Raw genomic sequence first — 21,204 nt, forward strand, 5'->3', positions numbered from 1 at the left:
GCTACTGGTCGAACGGTTGGTCCGTGTTGTCGTCACCCGGTGTCGTCGGCGGAGTGGTCGTCGGCGTGTCGGTGGGTGTCGGGGTCGGCGTAGGCGTCGGGGTCGGGGTGGGTGACTCCGTCGTCGGGGTCGGCGACGGCGACTTGGTCGTCGGCGTCTCGGACGGTGTCGCCGACGGCGTCACGGTCGGCGTGGGCGTGTACGTCGGCTCGACGGCCGCGCCCTGGTCAGTGTTCAGGTCGAACTTGCTGTTCGCCTTGGTTACTCCGAACATGTACGTCGCCCAGATCTGCGCCGGGTAGCCACCACCGTTGATACGGCCGCCACCGGTGGTGATCAGACCGGTCGCCCCGGTCAGCGGGACCTGGGCGTGGGTCTTGGCGTCCTCGCCGAACAGGCCCACCGAGGTGACCAGGTCGGGCGTGTACCCCGTGAACCAGGCCGACTTGTTGTTGTCGGACGTACCCGTCTTGCCCGCGACCTGCTGCCCGTCGCGCTTGGCGTTGTCCCGCACGGACGTCTTCGCCGTACGCCCGCGGTCTTCATGACCTTGTCCATGCCGACGTCGACACCGAGCTGCGCGAAGACCGAGTTGATCGACTTGTTCATCGCCGTCTGGACGGTGACCTTGCCGTAGTTCTGGTCGTCCTCGTTCTCCGGCGCGAACGCGATGTCGCTGCCCACGACCGGGCGCTTGCTGGTGCCGTCGTAAAGCGTGTCCGTCGTGATCTGCTTGCCGGACTGCGTCTTGGCCTCGTCGGCCAGGGCCGCGGCCAGGATCACCGGCTTGAAGGTGGAAGCCGGCTGGTAGTCGGTGCGGGTCGCGTTGTTCCGGTAGTGCTCGGTGTAGCCCACGCCGCCGTACATCGCCACGACCGCGCCTGTTTTGGGGTTCACGGACACCGCGCCGGGCTGGACGTTCCCGTCGACCTTGCGCTTCTTGGCGTCGAGCTTGCGGGTCAGCTGAGACTTGACCGACTCCTCCAGCTGAGCCTGTTTCTTCTTGTCGATGTTGAGCGTGATCGTCCAGCCGCCCGCGCTGACCAGCGTCTCGGCGTCCTTGGCATTGGCGGCCTGACCGCTGGAGATCAGCTGCTGCTCCAGCGCCGCGTCGGCCTCGGTCACCATGTAGCCGATCTGGCCCTCCATGCCGGCCTCGGCCTTGGGCGCCTTGGGGACCGGGAACTTCATGGCTTCGCGCTTGGTGGAGCTCAGCCAATCCTGCTCGACCATGTTGTCCAGGACGTAGTTCCAGCGCGCCTGCACCAGCTTCTTGCCGGTATCGGTGGCTATCGCCCAGTCGTACTGGTTCGGCGCCTGGAGGAGTGCGGCGAGATAGGCGCCCTGCTCGACCGAGAGGTCCTTGGCGTCGACCCGGTAGTAGGCCTGCGCGGCGGCCTGGATGCCGTAGGCACCACGGCCGTAGTAACTGGTGTTGATGTACCCGGCGAGGATGTAGTCCTTGGACTTCTCGCGGTCCAGCTTCAGCGAGATGACCATTTCCTTCAGCTTGCGCGTGACGGTCTGATCCTGCGTCAGGTAGTAGTTCTTGACGTACTGCTGGGTGATCGTCGAGCCGCCCTGCGCGCCCTTGCCGGACAGCGTGTTGAGCAGACCGCGCGCGGTGCCCTTGAGGTCGACGCCGGCGTCCTGGTAGAACGTCTTGTTCTCGGCGGCGACGAACGTCTCCTGGACGGGCTTGGGCACCTGCGAGAGGTCCACGTTCTCGCGGTTGACCTTGCCCTTGCGGATCATGATCGAGCCGTCGCTGTACTTGTAGACGTTGCTCTGGAGCTTCGCGTCGGCGTTGCCCGCGGGGATGCTGATCATCATGTAGAGCACGATGAACGCGCCGATCCCGAGCAGGCAGAACCCGAGGAACGCGCCGAGGATCTTCTTCCAGGTGAAGAGCCTGCGTATGAAGCTCTTGCCGCCCTTGGCGTCCTTGCCGCCGCTCCTGCCGCCCGTGGCGTCGTTGGTGTCCGCCCCCGACGAGCGGCGGGTCTTGGGCGCCGCGCGGTGGCCACCGCGTTGGCGCGCTCGTCTCTCTTCCGCTCGTCCCATGAGTCCGTTCCGCTCCGCTTCGCTCTCTTGTGTTCTGGTGTCACACAGGTTCGCCCGTCAAGTCAGCTCAGAAAGCTAACACCAGGAGTTGTGACAAAGGGCCGTCGATCCGGTCCATTACGGACGTGACAATCAGCACCCGTCCTTATGGAACCGACGTACGAGAGGGGTTGAGGGTTGCCGTGGAGGGGTAATCTGATATCAGATTGCTAGAACCACGATATGGGGGAGCATCATGACCACCGAAGTACCCGCAGACGTCCCCGACATGCCCGCTCCGCGCGTGCGCGAGTTCGCCGCGCACAGCATCGGCGGCGCGCTCGCGCTCGTCCTCGGCCTGGCCGGGCTGCTCGTGTCCGCCGCGCTGCTGGTCGCGGCCGGTGCGGTCGACGCGTCGGGCGCCAAGGCCGCGCTGATCATCGGCGGCGTCCTCGTCCTCCTCGCCGCGTTCATCGCGATGCGCGGGCTGAACACGGTGGCGCCGGGCGAGGCGCGAGTCGTGCAGCTCTTCGGGCGGTACCGGGGGACGATCCGGCAGGACGGGCTGCGCTGGGTGAACCCCTTCACCTCTCGTACGAAGATCTCGACCCGCGTCCGCAACCACGAGACCGCGGTCCTCAAGGTCAACGACGCGTACGGCAACCCGATCGAGCTGGCCGCGGTCATGGTGTGGAAGGTCCGCGACACCGCGCAGGCCACCTTCGAGGTGGACGACTACAGCGACTTCGTCGCCATCCAGACCGAGGCGGCCGTACGGCACATCGCCATCGAGTACCCCTACGACGCCCACGACGAGGGCGGGCTCTCGCTGCGCGGCAACGCCGAGGAGATCACCGAGAAGCTCGTCCTCGAACTGAGCGCCCGCGTCGAGGCGGCCGGCGTGCAGATCATCGAGTCCCGCTTCACGCATCTCGCGTACGCGCCCGAGATCGCCTCGGCGATGCTCCAGCGGCAGCAGGCCGGGGCGGTCGTCGCGGCCCGGCGGCAGATCGTGGACGGCGCGGTGGGCATGGTCGAGGCTGCGCTGGCCCGGATCACCGAGCAGGACATCGTGGAGCTGGACAACGAACGGAAGGCGGCGATGGTGTCCAACCTGCTGGTGGTGCTCTGCGGGGACCGGGCGCCGCAGCCCGTCCTGAACACGGGGACCCTGTACCAGTGACGGTTCCCTCCGGGGGTTCGACCCCTCAGCGTCAGCCGCAGCAGCGCAAGCAGGTGCTGCTGCGGTTGGACCCGTCCGTGTACGAGGCGATCGCGCGGTGGGCCGGGGACGACCTGCGGTCCGCGAACGCGCAGATCGAGTTTCTGTTGCGGCGGGCGTTGGCGGAGGCAGGACGGCTTCCCGGTGAGGCCGGGCCGCTGCCGAGGAGGGGCCGACCGCCCGCGCCACCCCAGTGACAGAACCGTGACAATCGGCCCCCACCTGCGCGTCCACACCCCCCGCCATGATCTACACACCGTGCGTATACACACCAGGTATACCCCGTGTGTACAGTGCTCCGCATGTCCATCGGTCACACCCTCCTGGGGCTCCTGGAGTCCGGCCCGCGTCACGGTTACGACCTGAAGCGGGCCTTCGACGAGAAGTTCGGTCACGACCGGCCGCTGCACTACGGCCAGGTCTACTCGACGATGTCCCGCCTGCTGAAGAACGGTCTCGTCGAGGTCGACGGGATAGAGGCGGGCGGCGGTCCCGAGCGCAAGCGGTACGCCATCACCGACGCCGGGATCACCGACGTACAGAAGTGGCTCGCGACGCCGGAGAAGCCCGAGCCGTATCTGCAGTCGACCCTCTACACCAAGGTCGTCCTCGCGCTGCTCACCCACCGGAACGCGGCCGAGATCCTCGATGTGCAGCGCTCCGAGCATCTGCGCAGCATGCGCATCCTGACCGACCGCAAGCGCAAGGGCGATCTCGCGGACCAACTCATCTGCGATCACGCCCTCTTCCATCTGGAGGCCGACCTGCGGTGGCTGGAGCTCACCGCCGCGCGCCTCGACAAACTCGCCGAGGTGGTGGCCAAGTGACGACGCATCCCGCTGGTTCCCTGCTCGCAGCCCATGAGCTGCGCAAGGCCTACGGGCCGACCACCGCGCTGGACGGCGCGGAGTTCTCCATCCATCCCGGTGAGGTCGTCGCCGTGATGGGGCCCTCCGGGTCCGGGAAGTCGACGCTGCTGCACTGTCTCGCCGGGATCGTGCCGCCCGACTCGGGTTCGATCACGTACAACGGGCAGGAGATGGCGACGATGAGCGACGCGCAGCGCAGTGCGCTCCGCCGCTCGGAGTTCGGGTTCGTGTTCCAGTTCGGGCAGTTGGTGCCCGAACTGACCTGCGTGGAGAACGTGGCGCTGCCGCTGCGGCTGAACGGCACGCACCGCAAGGAGGCCGAGCGGGCCGCGCTCACCTGGATGCAGCGGCTGGAGGTCGACGACCTCGCCAAGAAGCGGCCCGGCGAGGTCTCCGGCGGTCAGGGGCAGCGCGTCGCCGTCGCCCGCTCGCTGGTCACGAATCCGCGGGTGCTGTTCGCCGACGAGCCGACCGGCGCGCTGGACTCGCTCAACGGCGAGCGCGTGATGGAGCTGCTGACCGAGGCGGCCCGGTCGACGAACGCCGCCGTCGTGCTGGTCACGCACGAGGCGCGGGTGGCCGCGTACTCGGACCGCGAGATCGTCGTACGGGACGGCAAGTCCAAGGACATGGAGCGCGTCGTATGAACGTGCGTCAGTGGGCCAGGGATTTGGCCATGGGGGTGCGGTTCGCGTTCGGCGGCGGGCGTGAGGGCTGGGTCCGGGCCGGGCTGACGGCCGTCGGTGTCGGGCTCGGGGTGGCGCTGCTGCTGCTCACCACGGCACTGCCGAGCGCGCTGTCGCAGCGCAGCGACCGCGCCGACGCCCGGCAGGACTTCACCTACAGCGGGAAGCAGTTGGCGAAGGCGGACAACACCCTCGTCATCGCCGACTCGGACACCACGTTCCGCGCCAAGGACGTGCGCGGCCGGCTCCTGGAGCCCGAGGGCACCAAGGCGCCGCTGCCACCGGGGGTCGCGAAGTTCCCCGCGCTGGGCGAGATGGTCGTCTCCCCCGCGCTGAAGAAGCTCCTCACGTCCGACTCCGGGAAGCTGTTGCGTGAGCGCCTGCCCTACCGGGTCACCGGCACGATCGCGCAGACCGGGCTCATCGGGCCCGCCGAGCTCGCCTACTACGCGGGCGGAAAAGATCTCAAGCAGCTCCAGTCCGGCAGCAACGTCGAACGCATCAACTACTTCGGGCCCTCCCCCAACTCCCAGCCGGACAAGCTCGACCCGATCCTGCTGCTGCTGATCCTGATCGTGTTCGTCGTGCTGCTGCTGCCGGTCGGCGTGTTCATCGCGGCGGCCGTGCGCTTCGGCGGCGAACGCCGGGACCGGCGGCTGGCGGCACTGCGGCTGGTCGGGGCGGACGGGCGGATGGCGCGCCGGATCGCGGGCGGCGAGGCGCTCGCGGGGGCGCTCCTCGGGCTCGTCTTCGGCACCGGGTTCTTCCTGATCGGGCGGCAGTTGGCGACCCGTCTGGACGTGCGGGACATCAGCGTGTTCTCCAGCGACCTCAACCCGTCGCCCGCGCTCGCCCTCCTCGTCGCCGTCGCCGTACCGGCCGCGGCCGTGCTGGTGACGCTGCTCGCGCTGCGCGGGGTCGTCATCGAACCGCTCGGCGTGGTCCGCAAGGCGAAGCCGCCGCGGCGCCGCCTGTGGTGGCGGCTGCTGATGCCGCTGGCCGGCCTCGCGATGCTCTACCCGATGATCGGGCAGGGCAACAACGGCGGGAACTTCAACCAGTACCTGGTGATCGGCGGCACGGTCCTGCTGCTCGTCGGCATCACCGCCCTGCTGCCGTGGGTCGTCGAGGCCACCGTGGCGCGGCTGAACTCCGGCTCGGTGTCCTGGCAACTCGCCGTCCGCAGGCTGCAGTTGAGCAGTGGTACGGCCGCCCGCATGGTCAACGGCATCGCGGTCGCGGTGGCCGGTGCGATCGCGCTGCAGATGCTGTTCGCCGGCGTCGAGGGCGACTACACCAAGGAGACCGGCAACGACGTGAACCGGGCCCAGATGGAGGTCTCCGTCGGCAGCGGCACTCCGCTCGCCGAGGTCGGGCGGCGACTCGCGCGGACCGAGGGTGTGCGCCGTACGTCGGCCATCTCACAGACCTCGGTCGGCGAGCGGGCGAAGAACCCGGACAACGAGCTGGAGATCTCCGTCGGCAGCTGCGCCGAACTGCGCGAGGTGGCGAGCCTGCCGTCCTGCCGGGACGGTGACATCTTCCGGATCGCCGGCGGCAACTACGACGCCGCGACGAAGAAGATGGCCACGGCCGGCAACACGGTGTACTTCGACCCGGCGTGGGACGGGACGTCGAGCGTCTCGCACCCGACGCCCTGGAAAGTGCCCGCGGGTGTGAAGACGGCACAGCCGCGCGAGGACCCGACCGGTTACGCCCGCGACGGTCTGATGATCACGTCGGGCGCGATGCCCGCGAACGCGATGCGCGTCCTGGACCAGCACGTGTTCGTCTCGCTCGACCCGTCGGTGGCGGACGCGAGCGACTACGTGCGCAACACCGCCGCGCGGATGAACCCGCTGGCGGACGTGTTCATGCTCGCGTCCACCCGGCAGTCGCTGCAGTTCAAGTCGATCCGCACCGGGCTGTTCGTCGGCGCCACCTGTGTGCTGCTCCTCATCGGGGCGAGCCTGCTGGTGTCGCAGCTGGAGCAGTTGCGGGAGCGCAAGAAGCTGCTGTCGGCGCTGGTCGCCTTCGGCACCCGGCGGCGCACGCTGAGCCTGTCGGTGCTGTGGCAGACGGCGATCCCGATCGGCCTCGGCCTGGCTCTGGCCACGGTGGTGGGGATGACACTGGGCGCGGTGCTGCTGAAGATGACCGCCACCTCGGTGCGCATCGACTGGTCGAGCGTGCTGGCGATGTCCGGCATCGGCGCGGGAATCGTCCTGGCGGTGACCCTGCTGAGCCTGCCGCCGCTCCTGCGGATGATGCGGCCGGACGGGCTGCGCACGGAGTAGGGCCTTTCCCCGCCCCGTCCGCAGCCCGTCCGCCCGCCCGGCGTCAGAGCCCGTACTCCCGCACCACGCGCCGGACTTGGGCGAAGAGCATGCCCACGTTCACCGACTTGCGGCAGACGACCACGGCGACGACGTCCTGTTGCTCGGTCATCCGCACGAACAGGTGGGTGAGGTTCTCGCTGTTGACGAGGATCTCCTGGAAGAAGTGGTGGTCACTGGTGATCCCGCGACGCTCCTTGAAGACGTCCTCGATCATCACGACCGTACGGCCCTGGAACAGGTCGAGGGTCGCACCCGCCAGCAGGTCGAGGACCTCTGGCGGGTGGTTGTCGATGGTCTCGTACGACAGGAGCATGCCGGTGGACATGTCGACCACGCCCGAGGCCACACAGTCGGGAGCGTCCGTGCGGAGGGTTTTGACCAGGCCCATCACCTGGTCGGAGAATCCTGGGGTCATACGTTTTGTCGCCATCCCTTCACACTCCTTCTGATGCCTTCTCAGTGAGGATCGACTCGATGCGGTCGAGCGTCGGCCGGGCCGCGAGGTGCAGCCGGTCCACGTCCATCCCCTCGTCGCCGAGCACCACCATCAGGGCGGTGTCGCCGACGGCGTAGGTCGCGGCGCAGCCGTGACTGCCGTACGTCACCGTCTGGCGCAGCGTGCCGCGGTCGGTGGCCTCGGCGGTGCGCCGGGCCAGGCCCAGGCCGGCCGCGGCGAGCGCGGCGAGGGCCTCCGGGTCGATCGAGTCGGCGGTGTCGGCCGCGATGAGCAGTCCGTCGGCCGCCGTCAGCGCGGTGTCGGTGATTCCGGTCACCTGTTCCCGCAAGGTGCGCATTTCCAATGTCAGGGCTTTGTGATCCACTTACTCAACTCCCCTAAAACTGATCGCATTTGTCCATCAGGGTCATTTCGAGGTTCCGTTCCGCAGGCGGAAGAACCCTTTCCAACCCGCCCCGCTCTTTTCGGGGACGAGAGATTCGGTGATGCCGCTGGCACCCGGATTTCGCCGGGGCAGGGCGGTGGGCGCGGTGAACTGCGGTGGCGCGGGCGCCGGTTCACGACGGCGTACGACAGGCGCCTCGGGCGGCACCCGCACCGCGATCGGCACGGGCGTGTCCGCGCACTCCAGCAGCCCCTCGGCGAGCATCCGCGCGACCTCGGCGGTGACGGTGTAGACCCCACGCCCGGTACGGAAGGCGAGATCGCGGGCGGTACGGCGGCCGTCGACATGGGCGAGCAACTCCCTTTGCAGCATGCCGAGTCCGGCCTCGTCGAGGACGTATGCCGGGGGTCTGGGGCGTTCCCGGTCGGGGCGTACGGGATACGGCAGCGCGGTGATCGCGGCGAGTTTCCGGGTCGCGTCCTGGAGCAGCCGGGCCGGGATCTCGCCGAGGCCGACCGGGGCCAACGGCTGGGCGTCCGGGGCGCGTTCGCAGTCGTCGACGTCTCCGGCGACGACCGCGAAGGCCGCGTCGTGGAGGGCCAGCACGCACACGATCCGCAACTGGGCGGCGCCCGCGTACCCGTGGGCGATCAGCCCGGCCAGCGGCCAGCGCGAGCCGCCCGACTCCCGTACCAGATCGGCCCATTGCTCACCGCCGATCCGGCCCGAGCGCAGCAGCAGCGCCTCCGGGCCGGGAGCGCCCGGGCTCTCCACGGCGACAACGAGCCCGCCGCGCAGATGGAAGATCCCGCCGGGTCTGCCGGACACCCGCAGTCCCCCGGTGAACTCCTCGCGCCCACAGGCCGAAAGAGCCGCCGCGAGCAGGTCGTGACCGACCCGGCCGAGGGAATCCCGAATGCCCGACATCACTCCCCTAGGCTTTTCGTACACGCAACTGACGTGTAGCGCTGAGGGGTGAAGGTGTATCAGTCCGGGCGCATATTCCGGACGAGTTCTTCCTACCTGCCTGCGGGTGACGGAAGTTGAGAATTCCCGCCGTTCGATTTCCTTTGTCCGGTGCTCATTTGACCGAACGGGGGCGGGTCAGTTGCCGGTGCCCAGCACCCGTACCGGCAACGGCCGCAGGGCCTCGCGCAGGGCGGCGGCCAGCTCCTGGTACTCGGCGCGGCGGGCCGCTCCGGTGCGCATCGCGAGGGCGATCCGACGGGTCGGGGCGGGCTCGGTGAAGTACCCGGTGAGGAGTCGGTCGCTGCGGGTCGTCTCGACCCGTACGGCGGTGCGCGGCAGCAGGGTGACCCCGAGCCCGCCGGCGACGAGCTGCACCAGCGTGGCCAGTCCGGCCGCGGTGGTGGTGACGGGCGCGTCCTCCCGCCCCGCCTCCCGGCAGATGTCGAGCGCCTGGTCGCGCAGACAGTGCCCCTCGTCGAGGAGCAGCAGGTTCAGCTCGCGCAGCGCCTCGCGCGGGATGCCGGACCGGCCGCCGAGGGGGTGTCCGAGGGGCGTGACGAGCACGAAGTCCTCGTCGAACAGCGGGAGTTCGACCACTCCGGGCATCCCGAGGGGTACGGCCAGCAGCAGGAGGTCGAGCCGTCCGGTGGTCAGCCCTTCCAGCAGGTTCGCGGTCTGTTCCTCGTGCACCTGGAGATCGAGGTCCGGGTACCGGTCGTGCACCAGCCGCAGCACGGTCGGCAGCAGATACGGCGCGACGGTCGGGATGACCCCGAGGCGCAGCGCCCCGGTGAACGGCGCCCGCACGGCCTCCGCCTCCGCCATCAGCGCCCCGACCTCCTCCAGCACGGCTCGCGCCCGTACGGCGAGCCGCTCGCCGGCGGGCGAGAGCAGCACCTTGCGGGTGGTGCGCTCCAGGAGGGTGACGCCGAGGGTCTCCTCCAGCGCGGCGACGGCGCCGGAGAGCGCGGGCTGGCTCATACCGATCGCGGCCGCCGCGTCCCGGAAGTGGAGGTGCTCGGCGACCGCGGAGAAGGCGCGCAGCTGGGCCAGGCTGGGCTGGCGTCTCTTACTCGTATTACTAACGGTCACTGATAACCGCCTCCGATCAACACGCCCCAGTGTAGCTATTTCCGCAATCAATGCACGTTGTGCCAGGATCGGGGCCGACCAATCCACGGGAAGCGCCCATTCCGCTTGGGTGCTTCTCCGCTGCAAGGAGAGCTCGTGCTCACTGTCGGTGACAAGTTCCCGTCGTTCGATCTGACTGCCTGTGTCTCGCTGGAGAAGGGCAAGGAGTTCGAGCGGATCGACCACAAGACCTACGAGGGCAAGTGGAAGGTCGTCTTCGCGTGGCCCAAGGACTTCACCTTCGTGTGCCCCACCGAGATCGCCGCCTTCGGGAAGCTGAACGACGAGTTCGCCGACCGTGACGCCCAGGTCCTCGGCTTCTCCGGCGACTCCGAGTTCGTCCACCACGCCTGGCGCAAGGACCACGACGACCTGCGCGATCTGCCGTTCCCGATGCTGGCCGACTCCCGGCACGAGCTGATGCGCGACCTCGGCATCGAGGGCGAGGACGGCTTCGCCAAGCGTGCGGTGTTCATCGTGGACCAGAACAACGAGATCCAGTTCTCCATGGTGACCGCGGGCTCGGTCGGTCGTAACCCGAAGGAGGTCCTCCGGGTCCTCGACGCGCTCCAGACCGACGAACTCTGCCCGTGCAACTGGACCAAGGGCGACGAGACGCTGGACGCGGGCGCGCTGCTCGCCGGGAAGTGAGCTGACATGTCGCTGGACGCGTTGTAGTCCGCCATACCGGACTACGCCAAGGACCTGAAGCTCAACCTGGGTTCGGTCATCGGGAACTCCGACCTGCCCGCGCAGCAGCTGTGGGGTACGGTCCTCGCCACCGCGATCGCCTCCCGATCGCCGCTCGTACTGCGGGAGTTGGCGCCCGACGCCGAGGCCAACCTGTCGCCGGAGGCGTACACCGCCGCCAAGTCCGCCGCCGCGATCATGGCGATGAACAACGTCTTCTATCGGACGCGGCACCTGTTGTCCGACCACGAGTACGGCACCCTGCGGGCGGGGTTGCGGATGAACGTCATCGGCAACCCCGGGGTCGACAAGGTCGACTTCGAGCTGTGGTCGTTCGCCGTGTCCGCGATCAACGGGTGCGGGATGTGTCTCGACTCGCATGAGCAGGTGCTGCGCAAGGCGGGGGTCGAGCGCGAGGTGATCCAGGAGGCGTTCAAGATCGCGGCTGTGGTGGAGGCGGTGGGGGTTGTGTTGGAGGCGGAGGCGGTTCTGGCTGCTGTGTGACTTCGGCTGTCTGTCCGGCTGCTGGGGGCTTCGCCCCCAGACCCCCGTTTCCCACCCGCCCACCCGTTCACCGTCAGTTGAGAGGTTCACCTTTCAACGGGCAGTAAACGGGTGGGTGGGCGGGAAACGTCGTTTACGGTGCCTGGTCCGACGGCGAGGAATCAACCGGCGTCGATGACACCGCCGTCGCCCCCCTCGGCTTCGGCGACTGGATCGGGGGCGGTTCCTGGGCGTACGACTTCAAGTAGCTCACCACCGAGTTCAGTACGGCAACCAGCGGCACCGCCACCACCGCCCCGCCGATCCCCGCGACCATCCCGCCCGCCGCGACCGAGAGGACCACCGCGAGAGGGTGGACGCGGACCGCGCGGCCCAGGATGAACGGCTGGAGGATGTGGCCCTCGATCTGCTGGACCGCAAGGACGACGCCCAGAGTGAACAGGGCCGTGACGACGCCCTGGGTGACGAGTGCGACGACGACCGCCAGGGCGCCGGACGCCACCGCGCCCACCAGCGGGATGAACGAGAACAGGAAGATGAAGACGGCGAGCGGCACGGCCATCGGCACGCCGAGGAAGTAGATGCCGATGCCGATGCAGACCGCGTCGATGAACGCCACTATCACCGTGCCGCGGACGTAGGCCGTCAGCGTGCGCCAGGCGCGCGGGCCCGCGCCCGCCATCGCCGGCCGGGCCGCCGCGGGCACCAGCTTCAGCGCCCACTGCCAGATGCGCGGGCCGTCGTAGAGCAGGAACAGGGTCGAGAAGGCCGTCAGCAGGATGCCGGTCAGGGCCTCGACGATGACTTGGACGCCCTCCAGGCCGAACGACGTGATCTGGTCGGTGTTGGCGCCGATGGCCTCGCGGAGGTTCTTCGCGATCTGGTTGATCTGCTTCTCGGTGACGTGGAACGGGCCCTTGAGCAGCCAGTTGCGCAGGTCGTCGACGCCGTTCTGGACCTGGTCGGAGAGGTTGTCGATGTTCGCCATGACCTGCCAGGTCACGAACCAGCCGATCAGCCCCATCACGACGAAGCCGAGGATCGCGGTGAGCGCCGTGGCCACCCCGCGCGGAAAGCCGTAGCGGACCAGGCGGGCCACCGTCGGCTGGAGCAGGGCCGTGATGAGCAGGGCGGCGACGAAGGCGAGGACGACCAGTTGGACGGCGCCGATGACCCGCATCAGCACCCAGACCGTGCCGGCCAGGATCAGCAGCCGCCAGCCCGCCTCGGCGGCCACCCGCACACCCCACGGCACCGCGAGCGCGGGGTCGGGGCGGTCACGGGCGATGGTGACGGGTACGGGTTCCGTGAAGTGGGGGGCCTCGGGCGGCTGCTGGGGTTCCGGCTCCGGCTCGGCCTCCGCGTGTTCCTTCTCCACCTCGGCACGCCGCTCGTCCAAGCGGTCCCCCATCTCGCTCAGCCCGTTACCGAGCCGGCCGAGCCACCCTGGCACTCGCGACATGATCCGCCCTCTCCCCCCGTTGGTCCCCACCACTCCTCCCCCTGGAGCCCGTTGCGTGTCCGACCGTACATGGCCGAAGCCCCTCCCCCTAGGACGGGGAGGGGCTTCGGAAGGTTGAGCGGTCGGCGCGCGGGGCGGGCCTAGTAGTAGTGGTTGGCCTGCCAGAACGTCCAGGCCTCGCACGGGCTGCCGTAGCGGCCGTTCATGTACTGGAGGCCCCACTTGATCTGTGTGGCCGGGTTCGTCTGCCAGTCGGAACCGACGGACGACATCTTGGAGCCGGGCAGTGCCTGGAAGAGACCGTAGGCGCCGGACGAGGCGTTGACCGCGCGGTAGTTCCAGCTGGACTCGTGGTCCACGATGTTGCTGAAGCACTGGAACTGGCCGCTGGGCACCATGGAGGCGGCCATCGACTGGATCTGCGCGATCGTGTAGGAGCTCTGGACGGGGAAGCTCGACGAAGAGCTGCTCGCGTTGGCGGCCGCCTTCTTCGCCTCTGCCTTCTCCTTGGCCAGCTTCTCCGCCTTCTCGGCGGCGGCCTTCTTGGCGACCGCTGTCTTGGCGGCGGCCAGGCGGGCCGACTCCTCGGCGTCCTTCTTGGCGCTCGCGTCGGCCTGGATCGCCTGGGCGTCGGCCTGCTGCGTCAAGGAGGCGGTCTGGACCTGGGCCTGCTGGCCCGTGGGGATGTCCGCCAGGAGCGTGGTGTCGGCTGCCGTCGTCTCGGCGTCATTGTTCTGCGCCTGTGCGACGCTGCCCGAGGCAACGCCTACGACGCTTCCGACGGCGGTGACCGCGGTGGCCGAGGCCACTGCGAATCCCCGGACCGAAATCCGGCTCACACGGTTTCCTTCCAGCATCGTCCGCTTCGGTGACCCTGGCGGACGCAATCGTGCCCCTGAACGCTGGCCTCCCAACTACGGGGTCACGGGAGGCACGGGCCCGATGGGCAACTCCCGCGTGGGGAGCGCCGCGTGGAGAGCGGGCGGCATACGACTTCGCTGTGGAGTTGGTGGTGTTGCTCATGTGGTGCGTACCGCTGGGGGTACACGTGTGTCGTATGCGGGGCCTGACAGGAGTGAGACTCTGCCGTAACCGGACGCCGGGTGGCAATTCTGAGTTGCGTGTGAAAGCTCACATCCCGTTTGCCTCAGGGGATTTGGAGAAACAGCAGGACGCCAAAGCGCCGCCCCGCTAAGCTCATCGGCTTCGCGGAACGGCGCCAACTGGCCTGAATCCGGCCTGAATTACCTCAGATTTGCCCGTCCTCCAGCATTTCGGTCACAAGCGCCGCGATCTGGGACCTCTCGGACCTCGTCAGGGTCACATGTGCGAAGAGCGGGTGGCCCTTCAGCTTTTCCACCACGGCGACGACACCGTCGTAGCGACCGACCCTCAGGTTGTCCCGCTGGGCCACGTCATGGGTGAGGACCACCCGTGAATTGGCGCCGATGCGGGACAGGACGGTCAGCAGGACGTTCCGCTCCAGGGACTGTGCCTCGTCCACGATCACGAACGCGTCGTGCAGCGAGCGGCCGCGGATGTGGGTGAGGGGCAGGACCTCGAGCATCCCGCGGGCGGTGACCTCCTCGATGACCTCGCGGCTGGTGACCGCGGACAGCGTGTCGAAGACCGCCTGGGCCCAGGGGCCCATCTTGTCGGCCTCGGAGCCGGGCAGATAGCCCAACTCCTGTCCGCCCACCGCGTACAGCGGCCGGAAGACCATCACCTTCTTGTGCTGGCCGCGCTCCAGTACGGCCTCCAGGCCCGCGCAGAGCGCGAGCGCGGACTTGCCGGTGCCGGCCCGGCCGCCCATGGACAGGATCCCGATGTCCGGGTCGAGCAGCAGATCCAGCGCGATGCGCTGCTCCGCGCTGCGGCCCTTGATGCCGAACGCCTCCCGGTCGCCGCGGACGAGACGGACGTTGCCGTCCGCCGTGACCCGGCCGAGCGCCTTGCCGCGCTCGGACTGGATGGTGAGACCGGTGTGGACGGGGAAGTCGGCGGCTTCCGGAACGTAGACGTGGCCCTCCTCGAAGAGGATGTCCACCTGTTCGCCGGGCAGGGTCAGTTCGGACATTCCGGTCCAGCCGGAGGAGCCCGTGATGGCGAGTTCCGCGCGGTACTCCTCGGCGAGGAGTCCGACGGACGACGCCTTGATCCTGAGCGGAAGGTCCTTCGACACGACGGTGACGTCGTACCCCTCGGCCTGCAGGTTGCGGGCGACCGCGAGGATGCGGGAGTCGTTGTCCCCCAGGCGGTAGCCGCTGGGCAGCACGCTGGGGTCCGAGTGGTTGAGCTCGACCCTGACGGTGCCGCCGAGTTCCCCGATCGGGATGGGGGCGTCGAGGCGACCGTGCCGGACCCGGAACTCGTCCAGCAGGCGCAGTGCCTGCCGGGCGAAGTAGCCGAGTTCGGGATGGTGCCGCTTGGCCTCCAGCTCTGTGACCACGACGATCGGCAGCACGACTTCGTGCTCCTCGAAGCGGTTCAGTGCGTTCGGGTCGGCCAGCAGAACGCTGGTGTCGATGACATAAGTGCGCCGGTCAGGCAGACGGCGCTTTGTGCTGGTCACCACGGAAGGACGTACCCCCTCGGAAGAGGTCGGGGAGCGACGGAGAGGAGCTGGACCGGTCCAGGCCGCGATGCGCGGGCCGGGGACCGGCCCTCCGTCTCGCCCGTACTGACCGCACGGTCGAACTGGTGCAAAGGGCCTCCCGGGCGGACGGCCCCGTGCCGTCCGCTGAGATACGACACCCGTGGTTCGGGCGTCGACCTGCTTGGCTTATGCCCTCGAACATGCGCCGCCATGCCACGGCATATGACGACGCCCTGGTGAACTCCTTGTTACTTGTGCACCAAACGGGGTACTCGGGGCGCCTTGTCCGTCATCCGCCGTAACGCCGGTGTCGCGCGGCGTAGTCACGCATCGCGCGCAGGAAGTCCACCTTGCGGAAGGCCGGCCAGAAGACTTCGCAGAAGTAGTACTCGGAGTGGGCCGTCTGCCAGAGCATGAAGCCGGACAGCCGCTGCTCGCCGCTGGTACGGATCACCAGATCGGGGTCGGGCTGGTCGCCGGTGTAGAGGTGCTTGCCGATGAGGTCGACGTCCACGTGCTCGGCGAGCTCCTCCATCGAGGTGCCCCGGTCTGCGGCGTCCAGGATCATCGAGCGGACCGCGTCGGCGATCTCCTGGCGGCCGCCGTAGCCGATGGCGACGTTGACGAGTATCCCGTCGACGTGCGCGGTGGACTCCTCGGCCTCCTTGAGGACGGACTGCATCCCCGAGGGCAGCAGGTCGAGGGTGCCGACGTGGTGCACGCGCCAACGGCCGTCCGCGGCGAGGGAGCTGACGACGTTCTCGATGATGCCGAGCAGCGGGCCGAGTTCTTCCGCGGGGCGGTCGAAGTTGTCCGTCGACAGCAGCCACAGGGTGACGACCTCGACGTCCGTCTCGCTGCACCAGCCGAGAAACTCCTCGATCTTGTCGCCGCCGGCCTGGTGTCCCTGGACGGTGGTGGAGCCCGCCGCCTTCGCCCAGCGCCGGTTGCCGTCCATGATGACGCCGATGTGCTTGGGCACCTGGGTGTGGTCGAGATGGCCTCCCACCCTGCGTACGTAGAACCTGACCAGCAGGCGGCGCAGGGTGTCGCGCAGGTTCACGTGTTGTCAGCCCCTCCGTGGATGGCAGTCCCCGGCTGCGAAGCCTACCCCCGCCGGGACCCGGCTCCCCCAAGGGGTGTCTGGGCTCATCCCGGTTCGGCACGAAGGTCGGGCCCGGGGCGTCCTCGGCAGGTGCGGGGGGCGTCACCGCACGGCACAAAAAAATCGGGCCGGTCCGTGGGGGGGATACGGACCGGCCCGAGGGGGGGTTTCCACCATAACCCTTCGTAAGTGATGCTGCGTGCATCGGCGCCCCACAACTACTCTCCGAAGTCGGCCGACGACGCGTCGAGGGGTGCGGAAGTCCCGATTCCGGCCCTGATCATGGCCGGTTCACAGTGGATTCCAAGGAGAACGTGGAGGTTTTCCGCCACCCTCCGGCGTGTCGCTCTCACGGGTGACGCCGTCAGCGAACGTCCGCTTGACGGGCAGGGGCACCGCGCAGCCCCCTCCACCGCGCGGTGCCAACCGCGCAGCTTTGCTCACGCGAATTACCTTGGTCTGAACTTACGTGAGGTGGTGGCCGGGAGGCGAGTCGATCTCGATAACGATGTGGAAACCGTGTGTACGTATGGAGGACGTGCGGTGACCGCCCTCCGCATCGAACGACAGTTCCAGGACACACCGGCCGAGAGAGGCACCCCCCGGTCGCCGACGCCCTGGACGGTACGACGATCACGCGCGTCTCGCGTGCGGCTTGCGGGCGTCGAAGAGGTGGCGGGTGCTGTGGGTCACGAACGGGCCCGTGGCCTCGATCTGCTCGTGCAGGGCGCGGAGTTGGGGCTCGTAGGCCTCGACCGTGAAGTCGGGGACCATCCAGATCACCTTGCGGAGGAAGTGGACGACGGCCGCGATGTCGTAGAACTCCATGCGCAGCCGCTCGGCGGGCAGGTTGACGATCTCCAGGCCGGCGGCCTCGGCCTCGGCCCGCTCGCGCTCGGGGTCTCGGGCGCCGCTCACCCCTTCCGGCTGGGGGCCGAGGAAGTGCTCGACGAGTTCGACGGCGCTGCGGGGGCCCACGTGTTGGGCGAAGTAGGTGCCGCCCGGGCGCAGGACGCGGGCGATCTCGGGCCAGTTGGAGCGGACCGGATGGCGGCTCAGGACGAGGTCGAAGGCGGCGTCGGCGAAGGGCAGCGGGGCGTCCTCGGCCGCGGCGACCACCACGACACCGCGCGAGCGGAGCAGGGCGGTGGCCTTGGCGACGTTCGGCGGCCAGCCCTCGGTGGCGGCGGCGAGCATCGGTGGCTGAGCGGCGGCCCGGCTCAGGGCGAAGTCGAAGACCTCGCCTCCGCCGGTCTGGACGTCCAGGACGGTGTTCGCCCAGGTGAGACGGTCCCCGGCGGTGCGCGCGTACCCCCACGAAGGGCGTGCCTCGGTGGCCCGACCCTCGAACCAGGAGAAGTCCCAGCCCTCGGTGGGGACGGCGAGGCCTTCGGCGACGAGGTCCTCGAAGCTCCTGCTGTTGTCCATGGGGCGATGGTCGCAGGGCGTTGTCAGTGGGCGCTGCTACTTTTCGAAGCATGGCGAACGACGGGGACGACAACGGAGTCAATGCGGACAACACCGGCACGGGCCTGCCGTACCACGGCGACGAGAAGGCGACGCTGCACGCGAGCCTTGACCGGGTCCGGGACGCGGTGCTGTGGAAGCTCGACGGCCTGGACGAGGAGCAGGCCAGACGCCCGATGACCCCCTCGGGCACGAGTCTGCTCGGGCTGGTGAAGCATCTGGCGTCGGTGGAGTACGGCTATTTCGTGGAGAGTTACGGCCGCGAGGTGGAGCCGCTGTGGTTCGACGCGTACAAGGGCGAGGACATGGCCGCGGCCCCGGACGAGACGACGGAACAGATCGTCGCCTTCTACGGCCGTGCGCGCGCCGCCGCCGACCGCACGATCACGGAGCTGCCGCTGGACGCGGTCGGCCGACCGCCGTGGCGCGAGCACTCCGTGTCGCTGCGCTGGGTGCTGGTCGATCTGATCGAGGAGACGGCGAGACACGCGGGGCACATGGACATCGTGCGGGAACTCGTCGACGGGGCGGCCGGCGATCACCGGCCGTCGGACGCCTGACCGGAGTCACGGCACGAGTGCCCTGACCTCCTCCGCCGCGAAGCGTACGAAGCCCTCCGGGTCGGGTTCGTCGCCGGTGGGCTGGAGGACGACCGTGTCGGCGCCGGCCTCCGCGAGCCGCTGGACGGCTTTTGCCACGGCACCCGCGTCGCCGGCGACCCCGAGGTCGGGGACCGACTCCAGGCCCTCGTCGGCGAGTTCGGCGCGCAGTCGGGCGGCGGCGTCGGGTCCGGTGGCGGTGAGGAGATAGACGACCACCTTGTGCGGCTCGGTGCGGCCGGCCGACTCCCGCCCCTCGTCGATGAGTTGACGGGCCCGGCGGACACCGTCCGGCGTGGTGCTCGAGGTGAGGATCGTGCCGTCGGCGGCCGCGCCGGAGAGGCGGAGGGTGCGGGGGCCGGTGGCGCCGGCGAGGATCTCGACGGGACCCTCCGGCGGCCAGTCGAGGCCGACGTCGTCGAGCGTGACGTAGCGTCCGTCGGTCGTGAGCCGCTCCCCGCGCAACAGGGCGCGCAGCGCGTCGAGATGCTCGCGCAGCAGCGTCACCGGGGATTCGGCACGCGCCCCGACCTGTCCCATCCAGTCCTGTACGCCGTGGCCGACGCCGAGGATCGCGCGCCCCGGGAACAGCCGGTGCAGGGTGGCGGCCTCCATGGCCGTGATGGCGACATTCCGCAGCGGGACCGGCAGCAGTCCCACCCCGACCCGCACCCGCTCGCTCCACGCGAGGGCGGCCGCGGCGGCCGAGATCCCGCCTTCCCGGAAGCAGTCCTCCCAGAGCCAGAGCTCTTCGAGCCCGGTGGCATCGGCGAGTCGGACCACGGCTCGCAGTCGCTCGGGGGGAAGTTGGGGCCGGAACACAGCGCCGAGTCCAGTCATGGGTTCTTCCTACCTGGCGGGGGCGGGGCGGACAACAGCTTTACGCGTCGGCGAGGTCGGGGCGCGCCCGCTCGTAGCGCAGGAGGACGACTCCGTTGCCGAAGGTGCGGGTTTCGGTGAGGCGGAGTGCGGTGTGGGTGTCGGCCTCGGGGAACATGCGCTTGCCGCGGCCGATGAGGACGGGGTGGACGTACACCTTGATCTCGTCGACGAGGTCGAGCCGGAGGAAGGTGGCGGCGAGGTCGGCGCCGCCGAGGCCGAGGTCGCCGCCGGGCTGTTCCTTGAGGGCCCGTACTTCCTCGGGGACGACCTCGCTCACGATGGTCGTGTTCCACTCGGCGACGACCGCGGGGGTGTCCGGGTCCGCGTCGGCGGTGGGCCAGTAGGCGGCCATCAGTTCGTGGGTGACACGGCCGTCGACGAAGGCGCCCAGGGGTCTGAGGGTGTCGTTCATGTGCTGGTGGAGTTCTTCGTCGACCAGGTGCCAGCCGATGTCCCGGTCGGGGCCCTCCATATAGCCGTCGAGGGATACGGACATCATCAGGCTGATCTTCCGCACGGGTGCACCACCTGGTTCGTCACCGGTTCCGGGTTCACCACCGTCTCACGCCACCGCGAACGCACCCAGCAGCAGACCCGTGAACGCGCCCCCGAGCATGAACGGCCCCAGCGGGATCGCCGTCTTACGGCCGGCCCGGCGCAGGGCGACCATGCCGAGGCCGTACACCGCGCCGTACAGCACCCCCGCGAAGGCACCCGTGACGAGCACCGGCCAGCCGTACCAGCCGAGGGCGGTGCCGAGGCCGAGGGCGAGTTTCACGTCGCCGAAGCCCATGCCGGCCGGGTTGATGAGGTACAGCACCAAGTACGTGGCGCCGAGCGCGAGTCCGCCGAGCAGGGCGGTGGGCCAGGAACCGGCGTCGGCGGGGAGCACGGCCGCGATGCCGAGGAGGGCGAGGGTGGCCGCGGCGAGGGGGAGGGTGAGGACGTCGGGGAGGCGGTGGACGCGGTGGTCGACCAACGCGAGCAGGACGGCGACGGGGGCGGCGAGCAGCCAGACGACGAGTTCGGGGCGGGGGCCGGTGGCCGCGGCGAGGCCGGCGCAGATGAGGGCGGTCGCGGTGGACACGACGGGGGTGCGGGGGCCGTAGGGGCCGCAGAGGGTGTCGGTCGGGGGCGGCGTCGGGCCGTACGAGTGGGCGGTGTCGGTGCAGTGGGCGCGGCCCAGCCAGCCGTTGAACGTGCCCTGGATGGGGTGGCCGTCGGGGCACTCCCCGTTCCAGGGTTCCTCGGGGTCCACGGAGAGGCGGTGGGCGGCGCGGGGCAGCAGGAGGCCCGACCACGCGCCCCAGAGGGCACCCACGAGGATCAGAATCAGGCGCACGCCGGGACGATATCCGGATACGGCGGGCGAGGGCATGGGTCCGTGGACCCATGTAGGGCCTACTCCCGTGTGGATACGGTCGGTTGACACCGGAACCGTTGTGGCGCAGGAAGGTGACCTGACATGGGGCGACGCTGGAGTGACGGGCGGGGCAAGCTCATCGTGCAGGGGGTTGCGGGGGCGGTCGCGGTGCGGCTGGAGCTCGCGACCTCGTACCGGGCGCGGACGAAGGGGCTGCTCGGCCGGGACGGGATCGACGGGGCGATGCTGCTCTCACCGGCGAGCAGTGTGCACACGTTCCGGATGCGGTTCCCGATCGATGTGGCGTACCTGGACCGGAACCTGGAGGTCGTCGCCGTCCACACGATGAAACCGGGGCGGCTGGGGCTGCCGCGGTTCCGGTCCCGGCATGTGCTGGAGGCTGTCTCTTATACACATCTGACGCTGCCGACGACT

At 69.3% G+C, this 21,204-nt stretch carries 21 protein-coding genes and 1 pseudogene; 9 read left to right on the top strand and 13 right to left on the bottom strand.

All coding sequences use genetic code 11. The annotated features are described in order from the left end of the window. Position 1: 1 nt before the first annotated feature. A pseudogene (locus OO70_RS43155) lies at positions 2-2,064 on the bottom strand (transglycosylase domain-containing protein). Between the two features lie 235 nt (positions 2,065-2,299). On the opposite strand from OO70_RS43155, the gene OO70_RS43160 reads away from it, so the two are divergent. From OO70_RS43160 to OO70_RS43180, 5 genes are all read left to right on the top strand, one after another. After that, positions 2,300-3,226 (top strand): SPFH domain-containing protein, encoded by a 927-nt coding sequence (locus OO70_RS43160; protein ID WP_043684585.1) that lies wholly within the window; start codon positions 2,300-2,302, stop codon positions 3,224-3,226. Continuing rightward, the gene (locus OO70_RS43165; RefSeq protein ID WP_043684587.1) at positions 3,223-3,462 is read left to right on the top strand and encodes a hypothetical protein; all 240 of its coding nucleotides are present in this window, start codon (positions 3,223-3,225) and stop codon (positions 3,460-3,462) included. Before OO70_RS43160 ends, OO70_RS43165 begins: the two co-directional genes overlap by 4 nt. Before the next feature lie 105 nt (positions 3,463-3,567). Then, positions 3,568-4,092, top strand: a complete 525-nt coding sequence (locus OO70_RS43170; protein ID WP_043684590.1) for a PadR family transcriptional regulator — start codon at positions 3,568-3,570, stop codon at positions 4,090-4,092. Next, on the top strand, positions 4,089-4,781 hold the full coding sequence (locus OO70_RS43175; RefSeq protein WP_043684593.1) for an ABC transporter ATP-binding protein: 693 nt from the start codon (positions 4,089-4,091) through the stop codon (positions 4,779-4,781). Before OO70_RS43170 ends, OO70_RS43175 begins: the two co-directional genes overlap by 4 nt. Continuing rightward, a complete protein-coding gene (locus OO70_RS43180) occupies positions 4,778-7,117 on the top strand; it encodes an ABC transporter permease (RefSeq protein ID WP_043684596.1) in 2,340 nt (779 codons plus the stop codon). The genes OO70_RS43175 and OO70_RS43180 overlap by 4 nt, the downstream gene beginning before the upstream one ends. A gap of 43 nt (positions 7,118-7,160) precedes the next feature. On the opposite strand, the gene OO70_RS43185 is transcribed toward OO70_RS43180, so the two are convergent. The 4 genes from OO70_RS43185 to OO70_RS43200 form a co-directional block, all read right to left on the bottom strand. Further along, entirely contained in the window at positions 7,161-7,589 is a 429-nt protein-coding gene (locus OO70_RS43185) for a hypothetical protein (protein WP_019072752.1), read from the bottom strand. Between the two features lie 4 nt (positions 7,590-7,593). Next, entirely contained in the window at positions 7,594-7,953 is a 360-nt protein-coding gene (locus OO70_RS43190; protein ID WP_043684600.1) for a roadblock/LC7 domain-containing protein, read from the bottom strand. 69 nt (positions 7,954-8,022) lie between these two features. After that, positions 8,023-8,928, bottom strand: coding sequence for a hypothetical protein (locus OO70_RS43195; RefSeq protein ID WP_043684603.1), 906 nt, complete (start codon positions 8,926-8,928; stop codon positions 8,023-8,025). A 177-nt stretch (positions 8,929-9,105) separates the two neighbouring features. After that, the gene (locus OO70_RS43200) at positions 9,106-10,062 is read right to left on the bottom strand and encodes a LysR substrate-binding domain-containing protein (RefSeq protein ID WP_078651782.1); all 957 of its coding nucleotides are present in this window, start codon (positions 10,060-10,062) and stop codon (positions 9,106-9,108) included. A 135-nt stretch (positions 10,063-10,197) separates the two neighbouring features. Here OO70_RS43200 and OO70_RS43205 point away from each other — a divergent pair, with 135 nt between their 5' ends. Continuing rightward, positions 10,198-10,752: a peroxiredoxin gene (locus tag OO70_RS43205; RefSeq protein ID WP_043684609.1), complete on the top strand. Its 555-nt coding sequence runs from the start codon at positions 10,198-10,200 to the stop codon at positions 10,750-10,752. A 33-nt stretch (positions 10,753-10,785) separates the two neighbouring features. Continuing rightward, positions 10,786-11,295: an alkyl hydroperoxide reductase gene (locus OO70_RS43210; RefSeq protein WP_234337078.1), complete on the top strand. Its 510-nt coding sequence runs from the start codon at positions 10,786-10,788 to the stop codon at positions 11,293-11,295. A 133-nt stretch (positions 11,296-11,428) separates the two neighbouring features. Here the strand turns inward: OO70_RS43210 and OO70_RS43215 are convergent, their stop codons facing one another. From OO70_RS43215 to OO70_RS43235, 5 genes are all read right to left on the bottom strand, one after another. Continuing rightward, a complete protein-coding gene (locus OO70_RS43215) occupies positions 11,429-12,757 on the bottom strand; it encodes an AI-2E family transporter (RefSeq protein ID WP_043684611.1) in 1,329 nt (442 codons plus the stop codon). Positions 12,758-12,897: 140 nt separating this feature from the next. Beyond that, positions 12,898-13,596, bottom strand: coding sequence for an aggregation-promoting factor C-terminal-like domain-containing protein (locus tag OO70_RS43220; protein ID WP_199827514.1), 699 nt, complete (start codon positions 13,594-13,596; stop codon positions 12,898-12,900). A gap of 410 nt (positions 13,597-14,006) precedes the next feature. After that, positions 14,007-15,332: a PhoH family protein gene (locus OO70_RS43225; protein ID WP_043684613.1), complete on the bottom strand. Its 1,326-nt coding sequence runs from the start codon at positions 15,330-15,332 to the stop codon at positions 14,007-14,009. 310 nt (positions 15,333-15,642) lie between these two features. Continuing rightward, complete coding sequence (locus OO70_RS43230; RefSeq protein WP_043684616.1) at positions 15,643-16,416, bottom strand: isoprenyl transferase; 774 nt, start codon at positions 16,414-16,416, stop codon at positions 15,643-15,645. A gap of 675 nt (positions 16,417-17,091) precedes the next feature. Further along, positions 17,092-17,886 (bottom strand): class I SAM-dependent methyltransferase, encoded by a 795-nt coding sequence (locus OO70_RS43235; protein ID WP_043684618.1) that lies wholly within the window; start codon positions 17,884-17,886, stop codon positions 17,092-17,094. A 50-nt stretch (positions 17,887-17,936) separates the two neighbouring features. Here OO70_RS43235 and OO70_RS43240 point away from each other — a divergent pair, with 50 nt between their 5' ends. After that, on the top strand, positions 17,937-18,485 hold the full coding sequence (locus tag OO70_RS43240) for a DinB family protein (RefSeq protein ID WP_051742161.1): 549 nt from the start codon (positions 17,937-17,939) through the stop codon (positions 18,483-18,485). 6 nt (positions 18,486-18,491) lie between these two features. Here OO70_RS43240 and OO70_RS43245 read toward each other — a convergent pair whose 3' ends face one another. Genes OO70_RS43245 through OO70_RS43255 form a run of 3 tightly spaced genes read right to left on the bottom strand, consistent with a single transcriptional unit; the run spans position 18,492 to position 20,748 of the window. Next, a complete protein-coding gene (locus OO70_RS43245) occupies positions 18,492-19,364 on the bottom strand; it encodes an LLM class flavin-dependent oxidoreductase (protein WP_043684620.1) in 873 nt (290 codons plus the stop codon). A 40-nt stretch (positions 19,365-19,404) separates the two neighbouring features. Next, the gene (locus OO70_RS43250; protein ID WP_043684622.1) at positions 19,405-19,923 is read right to left on the bottom strand and encodes a dihydrofolate reductase family protein; all 519 of its coding nucleotides are present in this window, start codon (positions 19,921-19,923) and stop codon (positions 19,405-19,407) included. 45 nt (positions 19,924-19,968) lie between these two features. Beyond that, positions 19,969-20,748, bottom strand: coding sequence for a prepilin peptidase (locus OO70_RS43255; RefSeq protein WP_043684624.1), 780 nt, complete (start codon positions 20,746-20,748; stop codon positions 19,969-19,971). Positions 20,749-20,871: 123 nt separating this feature from the next. Here OO70_RS43255 and OO70_RS43260 point away from each other — a divergent pair. Continuing rightward, positions 20,872-21,204, top strand: a 333-nt coding sequence (locus OO70_RS43260) for a DUF192 domain-containing protein (RefSeq protein ID WP_043684626.1), incomplete at its 3' end; no start/stop codon positions are given.

Origin of the sequence: Streptomyces xylophagus, from assembly GCF_000716435.1 — a bacterium.
Lineage (GTDB): Bacteria > Actinomycetota > Actinomycetes > Streptomycetales > Streptomycetaceae > Streptomyces > Streptomyces xylophagus.

Coding starts and splice junctions, on each gene's coding strand:
- OO70_RS43160 (WP_043684585.1), top strand. CDS start 2,300: ATGACCACCGAAGTACCCGCAGACGTCCCCGACATGCCCGCTCCGCGC.
- OO70_RS43190 (WP_043684600.1), bottom strand. CDS start 7,953: ATGCGCACCTTGCGGGAACAGGTGACCGGAATCACCGACACCGCGCTG.
- OO70_RS43185 (WP_019072752.1), bottom strand. CDS start 7,589: ATGGCGACAAAACGTATGACCCCAGGATTCTCCGACCAGGTGATGGGC.
- OO70_RS43235 (WP_043684618.1), bottom strand. CDS start 17,886: ATGGACAACAGCAGGAGCTTCGAGGACCTCGTCGCCGAAGGCCTCGCC.
- OO70_RS43195 (WP_043684603.1), bottom strand. CDS start 8,928: ATGTCGGGCATTCGGGATTCCCTCGGCCGGGTCGGTCACGACCTGCTC.
- OO70_RS43180 (WP_043684596.1), top strand. CDS start 4,778: ATGAACGTGCGTCAGTGGGCCAGGGATTTGGCCATGGGGGTGCGGTTC.
- OO70_RS43215 (WP_043684611.1), bottom strand. CDS start 12,757: ATGTCGCGAGTGCCAGGGTGGCTCGGCCGGCTCGGTAACGGGCTGAGC.
- OO70_RS43240 (WP_051742161.1), top strand. CDS start 17,937: ATGGCGAACGACGGGGACGACAACGGAGTCAATGCGGACAACACCGGC.
- OO70_RS43170 (WP_043684590.1), top strand. CDS start 3,568: ATGTCCATCGGTCACACCCTCCTGGGGCTCCTGGAGTCCGGCCCGCGT.
- OO70_RS43245 (WP_043684620.1), bottom strand. CDS start 19,364: ATGACTGGACTCGGCGCTGTGTTCCGGCCCCAACTTCCCCCCGAGCGA.